Here is an 8,907-nt window from a genome sequence, read left to right on the forward strand (position 1 = left end):
CACACACTATTCGTGAAGCGATGCGCATCTATGCTGCCGCACCTTCTGCCACCATTTTGTGGGGCATGGGTGTTACCCAGTGGGGTCAGGGCGTGGATGTGGTTAAAGGATTGTCAGGGTTGGCACTGCTGACCGGCAATTTAGGCCGCCCAAATGTCGGCGTCGGCCCAGTACGTGGGCAGAATAACGTGCAAGGTGCCTGCGACATGGGGGCATTGCCTAACATGTACCCCGGCTATCAAGCCGTGACTGACCCCGCGACACTGGAGAAGTTCGCCAAAGCCTGGGGTGTTCCTTCTCTTTCCGGCAAAATTGGTTACTCGCTGACTGATGTTCCGCATAAAGTCAAAGAAGGCAAAATCAAAGCCAACTACGTGATGGGTGAAGATCCGCTGCAAACCGAACCGGACCTTTCGATGATGCGCGAAGCATTCAGCGAATTGGAATTACTGATTGTACAAGACATCTTTATGACCAAAACTGCCGCCGAGGCCGACGTGATTTTCCCAGCAACGTCGTGGGGTGAACATGAAGGGGTTTATTCTGCCGCCGACCGCGGTTTCCAACGTTTTGAAAAAGCAGTCGAACCGCAAGGTGACGTCAAACCGGATTGGGAAATTATCAGTCTGATGGCGACAGCCCTTGGCTACCCGATGAAATACCATAATACTAACGAGATTTGGGACGAACTGCGCGAGCTATGCCCGCTATATTACGGCGCAACTTACGAAAAAATGGCCGGTTTAGGCTATGTTCCGTGGCCTTGTACCACTGAGGACAGCCCCGGCACACCGTGGTTATATGCGGGTAATAAGTTCGACCGCCCCGGCGGCAAAGGGCTGTTGTTTGCCAGCGAATGGCGTGCACCTATGGAGCTGGTGGATGAGAACTACCCGCTAGTGCTGTGTACCGTGCGTGAAGTCGGGCACTATTCCTGCCGCTCCATGACCGGTAACTGCTCAGCATTACAAACACTGGCCGATGAACCAGGTTACGTGCAGATAAGCCCGCAGGATGCCGATAAAATGCGCTTGCGTGATCAACAATTAGTGTGGGTTGAATCGCGGCGCGGTAAGGTTATTACTCGGGTGTCAGTCAGTGAACGTATCAATGTGGGTGCGGTATATATGACTTATCAGTGGTGGATCGGCGCATGTAATGAGCTGACACTGGACCATCTGGACCCGATTTCCAAAACGCCGGAATATAAGTATTGTGCAGTGAAATTGGAGGCCATTGCGGATCAAACTTGGGCGGAAAATTACGTGCAACAGGAATATAGCCAGTTGAAGGCGCGGTTACGTAGGGAAGCCGAAGTATCTTAATCTGTTGATCTGTTGATCTGTTGATCTGTTGATCTGTTGATCTGTTGATCTGTTGATCTGTTGATCAATTAACGGCTACTGCGCTTTGCCATTCTGGGTTTACGCAGTGCTCACCACCGTCATGTACTTATGTACACTCCGGTGGCTGTGCGCTGGGCGCGCCCAGACTGGCTTTGCTCGCGACGCCTCGTCCGAGTAGAAATAGCCTTGGTTCAACTCTGCTGCTTGCGAATAGAGAATCTAAATCAGAACAAAAAAGACAATTACGTAAGTTATTCCATCCCATCTTCATCTTCGATACTTTTTACTGAGATTCCTAAGCGCTGCATGCGGGATAACAGCGTGGTGCGTTTCAGTCCCAGCTTAATTGCTGCTCCTTTTGGCCCCGCCACCACGCCATTGGTCTCCCGTAATACTCGAATAATCCGCGTGCGTTCGGATTCTGAAAACTCCGGCTCTTCGCTCTCAGGTAATAAGGGTTTGTGAACACCCCGCTCCAATACAGGTTTCGTCACCTCTAATGGCGATAAATGATATTCCAGTTCTTGTAACTGTAAATTTAGCGTGGTGCCACGGCTGAGGATCACTGCGCGCTCAATAACATTTTCCAGTTCGCGAATATTACCCGGCCAAGGTAGACGGCTGAGTAAACGCAATGTCTCACCCGGAATGGTATCAATAGTGCGGTTTATACGTTTGGCTATTTTCTGAGTAAAAAATTTCACTAATAAAGGGATATCTTCAGGGCGTTCACGCAAAGGTGGAATAACAATGGGAAAGACATTAAGCCGATAATAGAGATCACTGCGGTATTCCCGATTGACCATCATCAATTTTAAATCACGGTTAGTCGCGGCAATCAACCGAACATCAACCGGGATAATTTTACTGCCCCCCAGTCGCTCGATTTCTCGCTCTTGGAGCACCCGCAGGAGCTTCGGTTGTAATTCGAGAGGAATATCGCCAACTTCATCAAGAAATAACGTACCACCATCAGCCATTTCAAAGCGACCAATACGCTGTGAGGCCGCACCAGTATAAGCCCCCTTTTCATGACCAAACAGATCACTCTCCATTAAGCCGGAGGGAATGGCCGCACAGTTCATTTTCACCATGCGTTTATTCTTACGGGTACTTAAATTATGGATAGCACGGGCAATTAACTCTTTACCAGTGCCGGTTTCACCCAGAATCAATACCGTACAATCACTGGATGCCACCATTTCAACCTGTTCCAGCACCGCTTGGATAGCAGCGCTGTGCCCCACTATCTCGCCAAACTCTTCATTATGAATAATCTGGTCAGTCAAATAGAGATTTTCATTTACCAATGAATCTTTCAGGCGGGTAATTTCGTTGTAAGCCAAGGCATTATCGACTGCGATAGCAATTCGTGCCGCTATTTGTCGTAACAGTTTAAGGTTGTTGTCGGTGAAAATATCACTCTGACATTGTGCTAGTTTTAATACGCCCAGCATCTTATGACCGAAAAATAGTGGCAATAGGCAAACCGCTTGTAAACCAGTGTCCAGCATATTTGCCAGTTGTTTATCATCCGGTGCCAAGAGAGCAATATCAGCCAGATTGACGAGCAATAATTCCCGGCTGTGTAAAACCTGCCCGGCTAATGTGCCCGTCATATCGACCCAAGCTTGTTGATACTGCACCGCTTTACCGGACTGATAGCGAGTAGAGAAAACATTCAGTTTATTTTTGTCATTGTGGGTGCCGCATATTGCCAAACTGATGTAATCAATATTGAAAAAACGGTGTATCTCTTTTGAGACTTCAGCCGCTAATACATCCAACTCCAATTTAGAAATAACCGTATTGGTGACATCAACTAATATACGGAAATGATCTCGTTCAAAGCGCAGTCGCTCGCGCTCGGAGAATGCACGGTTTATCTCAGTAATATTATCTACCGCGATGGCCACCACTTCTGCTAATAATCCTAGAAAGGTAATAGCTTGCTCATCAAACTGGCTGTTATCAGTTTTAATAAACTCAACACAGCCCGACCAGTGCTTGTCATGGCCCAAAGGGAAATGGCAACCAGAATGTAATTCCTGATACGGTGCTAAATCACAAACAGCAGAAAACTCCCTTTGCATACGGTGGCTGTCAGTTTGCAAAGGCGTCTGTTGCTGCCAGGCCAGCCCGCCGGGGCCTTCGGCAAATAAAATGTTTTGTGACGCCACAACGGTATCAGACACATCATCATGGGTATAGAGCGTCATTTGGTTATACAGGGGGTTAAGCAGTAATAAATTGACCCGCTGAAAACGAACAACAGAAAAAGAGATTTTCCTGAGCTCATTAACTAAATCGGTTATATCTCGCAGCAATAATAGCCTTTTCGATACCGCGAACAATGTGTCTTGCCAGACTTGAGCCAATGTGGGACGGGGTAGTTTTTTTGCGCTATCCATATATACCCAAAGTAATTAAGCCCAAAAAATGGATGATTACTACTTTAAGGTATTGAAATGAACAAATATATATTAACCAGCGATAAGCTTGATCTGGATTAACAAACTATTTGGCCCCATTCACCTGTGAAGAATTATTATTGAAATCACGTCTCATTCACATTAAAAAACCCGATAAAACATAAAGTTACATACCGCGCGACTTTTTATTTGATGCTCCTTATGAACACATCGATGTATAAATCATTGCACAACGGAATGGTTATATATTGGCTCAAAACCATGAGCGAAATACCTAATCTAGCTCATTAGTCCACAGCACATTGTCAAAAATACCGCCAACTTTATGGTATGGAAAATGCATAAAATCTCTGTCATCAAAATAAATATTTAATTTCTACCTTACCCTTCTCTTTACAAAAAAATAATCAATAAGGAGTTATCAATGAGTATTGAAAATCCCTTTGATCTGCGACTTCCGGTTGATATGGCAAAGCTTGCAGAGCAAGTTGGTATATATAAAGCCACTAAAAATCCAGCCACTACTTTTTATTTAGCGATAACCGCCGGGGTGTTTATCTCCATTGCTTTTGTCTTCTACATAACCGCAACTACCGGCACCGCAGGTGTGGCATACGGCCTGGCAAAATTAGTCGGCGGTTTATGTTTCTCCCTTGGCTTGATTATGGTGATAATCTGTGGTGCTGATTTGTTTACCTCCACGGTGTTGATTGTAGTAGCCAAAGCCAGTGGCAAGATAAATTGGCGACAATTAATGGCCAATTGGATCAATGTCTATTTTGGTAATTTGATTGGAGCATTTTTTTTTGTTGGCCTGATTTGGTTTGCCGGTCAGCATACTGCGGCGAATGGTTTATGGGGCCTAAATGTGTTGCAAACAGCCGACCATAAATTACATCATACTTTTGTAGAAGCGGTGTGTTTGGGGATATTGGCTAACTTGATGGTCTGCCTGGCGGTATGGATGAGTTATTCTGGCCATACTTTGACAGACAAAATCGTGGTGATGCTACTCCCCATTGGCATGTTTGTAGCCAGTGGATTTGAGCACAGTATTGCTAATATGTTTTTGATCCCATTAGCAATTGTGATCCGTGATTTTGCATCACCCGAATTCTGGCATTCAATTAATGCAACGCCAGACCAATTCCCTTCCCTCACCATGTCCAATTTTATTATCGATAATCTTATTCCGGTGACGATCGGTAATATCATTGGTGGTGGTTTATTAGTAGGACTGACCTATTGGATAATTTATCTGCGTAATCCGGCCCATTGAACTGCGCTGGATATGATGATGTCCTTCGACAATTTTGACGAAGAATATGACAGGTAAAAAAGCCAGCCGAGTTTGACTCTGGCTGGCTTTCTTGTCTTGCTAATAGCTGATTATTTTTTCTTGGCGTATTTCAGTGAATCCAGAGCTACCGCAAAGATAATGATCGCACCTTTAATAATGTACTGCCAGTACGGGTTCACACCGATATAAGTCAACCCGTAGTTAATCACCGTAAAGATGATAACCCCGGTCACAACACCGATAACGGTACCGACACCACCGCTGAATGACACCCCGCCCACGACGCAAGCGGCGATCGCATCTAACTCATACATAAAGCCCAGGTTATTGGTTGCACTACCGATACGACCGGCTTCTAACATCCCGCCAAATGCGTAGAACACACCAGACAGCGCATAAATCATGATTAAGTTTAGTGGCACATTCACACCAGAAACTTTTGCGGCTTCTGGGTTACCGCCGATGGCGAAAATATTTTTACCAAAGCGGGTTTTATTCCACAGTACCCAAACAAAACCGATAGCAATCAATGCATAGAAGGTAATATAAGAGAGTTTGAAATCACCAAATCGCAAGAACCCTTGTGCAAAGGTTGAGAATGCAGGGTCAAAACCAGCAATCGGTGAAGCACCCACAAAGTCGTAATACAGGGAGTTAATCCCGTAAACAATAATCATCGTGCCCAATGTGGTAATAAATGGTGTCACATTCAGATAAGCAATGATAATACCGTTGACCAAACCGATAATCGCGCCAATCAAACACACGGTTAAAATAACGATTGGGATAGGGACAGTCTGCAAATCTGGGAAAACTTTATTAACGTTATCCATGGCTTGCAGCATCGTTGCCGCAACCACCGCCGCTAACCCCACCTGACGACCTGCTGACAGGTCGGTACCTTGAGTCACAATCAGCCCCGCAACACCGAGCGCGATAATAATACGCACAGAAGATTGGGTCAGAATATTACTTAAGTTCATCAGACTTAAAAATGTCGGGTCCTTGACAATAATTATTGCCAGCAATACGAATAATACGACGTAAATCCCGCTCTCTTTAAGGTAAGTGAGCATGCTTTTCTTATTTAACGCATTCATAATAAGAACCTTCGACTAGATTAGAGATGCAAGGATGCAAGACGTAATATTTCATTTTGCGTGGTTTGTTTAGTTTCAACAATTCCCGCAACTTGACCATTACTCATTACCAAAATTCTGTCAGTGATCCCTAATAGCTCAGGCATTTCAGAGGAAATAATAATAATTCCTTTGTCTTTCTTCGCTAGTTCAGTCATTAACTGATAGATTTCAAACTTAGCGCCGACATCAATCCCCCGAGTCGGTTCATCCAACATTAATATTTCTGGTTGAGTTAATAGCCAGCGGCCAATAATGACTTTCTGCTGATTTCCACCGGATAAAGAACCAATACTGGTGCGATGACCGGGGGTTTTTACTCGCATTGCATCGATAACCCATTGGGTATCGCTCTTCATGCGGGTATTATCCAGCAGCCCAAATTTATTTTTATAATTACGAATATTAGAAATCAGGGAATTAAAACCCACATCGAGGTAAGCATAAATCCCGGTTGAGCGACGCTCTTCCGTCACTAATGCAAAACCGTGATTAATAGCTTCATTGGCGCTGTGGTTATTAATGCTCTTACCATGCAATTTAATCGTGCCAGCCACTTTTTCGCGGATACCAAATAATGTTTCCACAATGTCGGTACGTTTAGCCCCCACCAATCCAGCAATCCCCAGAATCTCACCTTTATGTAGATCAAAGGACACGTCACGGATTGAAGGTTGACGCAGTGAGGTCAGATTCTTCACTTCCAGAATGACTTCACCAGGCTTATTGAGGCGGTCTGGGAAACGCTGACTCAGCGAGCGCCCAACCATCATGGAGATAATTTGATCCATGGTCAGCCCTTCGAGAGGCTGGGTCGCAATCCACTGACCATCACGCAAAATAGTGATTTCATCGCACAGTTGGAATATCTCTTCCATCTTATGGGAGATATAAACAATACCACAGCCGCGTTCTTTCAATTTGCGGATAATCGTAAATAGATGATTAACTTCCTTCTCAGTTAATGAAGAAGTGGGCTCATCCATAATGACAATTTTTGCATTGTAAGAAAAAGCTTTAGCAATCTCGATCATTTGCATTTGGGATACCGATAAAGTGGCAACTTTATCGCGTGGATCAATATCAATATCCAATTCATCGAAGATAGCTTTGGTATCTTTGTACATTTTATCTTGATCGACAAAGAAACCTTTGGTTGGGTAACGCCCCAGCCACATGTTATCCATCACGGTGCGTTGTAATACCAGGTTTAACTCCTGATGCACCATAGAAACACCGTGTTCTAATGCTTCTTTAGAACTTTTAAATTCTATTTCTTGCCCCTGGAAGATAATACTCCCGGAGTCTTTTTTATAGATACCAAACAGACATTTTAATAGCGTTGACTTACCTGCACCATTCTCTCCCATTAACGCATGGATCGAATTTGGCCGCACTTTAAGATTTACGTTATCTAACGCCTTTACGCCCGGAAATGATTTATTAATATTACTCATTTCCAGCAACCACTCGCGAGGTTGTGCTGTATTAATATCGGCCATAGTTATACCTGGCTAAGAATCGCCACTGACGCTCTGGATATAAACAACACCCGTCGTCCAGCGCATATTCAAAATAAGGATCAATGCAAAAAACCTTCCGCCCCGGCGCTGGTCACCCAATAACGGGGCCAGAAGGTTAATAATAACGTCTTTACCCATAGCTGTTAGAGCTGCTGTGGGGACAACCCATCACGACTACTGGCTATTATTTAGTAAATTCAGCCAGGTTATCTTTATCAACACCTACATATGGAATACGTACAATTTTGTTGTCGATTTTCCATTTAGTGCCTTCAGCGGCAGGTTTGCCATCCGCCAGGTTTTTAGCCAGATCGAAGGTCGCTTTAGCCTGATTATTCGCATCATTCAGAACAGTACCGGCCATTTGACCTGATTTCACCAGAGCTAATGCTTCTGGTAAGGCATCAACACCAAAGACTGGAATGCTGGTTTTGTTATGCGCTTTCAATGCTTCAACTGCGCCCATTGCCATGGCATCGTTGTTCGCGATAACCACTTCAATTTTGTTGGCATTCGGACCCGATAACCAGGCGTCCATCTTATCTTTAGCCTGTGCGGTATCCCACATTGCGGTATCTAGCTGCAACTGCTGCGTTGGAATGCCTTTCTCGTTAAGGGTCTTGATAACATAAGTGGTACGGGCTTCAGCATCTGGGTGGCCCGGCTCGCCTTTCAACAGTACAAATTGAATTTTGCCATCTTTGTTCAGATCCCAATTTGGATTGGCTTTCCAATGTTTAGCGATCAACTCACCCTGGATAACGCCAGATTCTTTGGAGTCAGTCCCGACGTAATAAGCTTTGTCATAGCTATCAAGCGCTTTGCGTGAAGGTTCTTTGTTATAGAACACAATTGGAACATCGTTTGCACGGGCTTTATCAATCACCACTGGCGCGGCGGCTGGGTCAACCAGGTTGATTGCCAACGCTTTTACGCCTTTAGCCAGCAACACGTCAATTTGATCGTTTTGCTTGGATTGGTCATTCTGAGAGTCATTCATCAGTAAGGTAACATCAGGAGATGCTTTAGCATCTTTCTCGATAGCTTTACGGACCACGGACATAAAGTTGTCATCATATTTATAAATAGTGACACCAATACGGGTATCAGCTTGAGCCGCCGCGCCGAACATCATGCTGGCAACCAGAGTCGCTAATGTGAAAACCT

The 8,907-nt window shown here is 44.7% G+C and carries 6 protein-coding genes; 2 read left to right on the forward strand and 4 right to left on the reverse strand.

The genetic code is table 11. The annotated features are described in order from the left end of the window. A partial coding sequence (locus tag ACNSO8_RS01785; protein ID WP_418393643.1) for a molybdopterin oxidoreductase family protein occupies nucleotides 1-1,325 on the forward strand: 1,325 nt, incomplete at its 5' end. Nucleotides 1,326-1,597: 272 nt separating this feature from the next. Here the strand turns inward: ACNSO8_RS01785 and flhA are convergent. Next, nucleotides 1,598-3,757 carry a formate hydrogenlyase transcriptional activator FlhA gene (gene flhA / locus ACNSO8_RS01790; protein ID WP_418393644.1) on the reverse strand — a complete coding sequence of 720 codons (2,160 nt, stop codon included), beginning with the start codon at nucleotides 3,755-3,757 and terminating at the stop codon, nucleotides 1,598-1,600. Between the two features lie 445 nt (nucleotides 3,758-4,202). Here flhA and focA point away from each other — a divergent pair, with 445 nt between their 5' ends. Next, complete coding sequence (focA, locus tag ACNSO8_RS01795) at nucleotides 4,203-5,057, forward strand: formate transporter FocA (protein ID WP_418393645.1); 855 nt, start codon at nucleotides 4,203-4,205, stop codon at nucleotides 5,055-5,057. Nucleotides 5,058-5,167: 110 nt separating this feature from the next. On the opposite strand, the gene mglC is transcribed toward focA, so the two are convergent. The 3 genes from mglC to mglB form a co-directional block, all read right to left on the reverse strand. Further along, complete coding sequence (gene mglC, locus ACNSO8_RS01800; RefSeq protein WP_004388732.1) at nucleotides 5,168-6,178, reverse strand: galactose/methyl galactoside ABC transporter permease MglC; 1,011 nt, start codon at nucleotides 6,176-6,178, stop codon at nucleotides 5,168-5,170. A gap of 20 nt (nucleotides 6,179-6,198) precedes the next feature. Next, nucleotides 6,199-7,719 (reverse strand): galactose/methyl galactoside ABC transporter ATP-binding protein MglA, encoded by a 1,521-nt coding sequence (gene mglA, locus ACNSO8_RS01805; RefSeq protein WP_050075198.1) that lies wholly within the window; start codon nucleotides 7,717-7,719, stop codon nucleotides 6,199-6,201. A 205-nt stretch (nucleotides 7,720-7,924) separates the two neighbouring features. Continuing rightward, nucleotides 7,925-8,907, reverse strand: a 983-nt coding sequence (gene mglB, locus ACNSO8_RS01810; protein ID WP_418393619.1) for a galactose/glucose ABC transporter substrate-binding protein MglB, incomplete at its 5' end; no start/stop codon positions are given.

It is taken from the genome of Yersinia sp. LJYL362 (genome assembly GCF_048323875.1).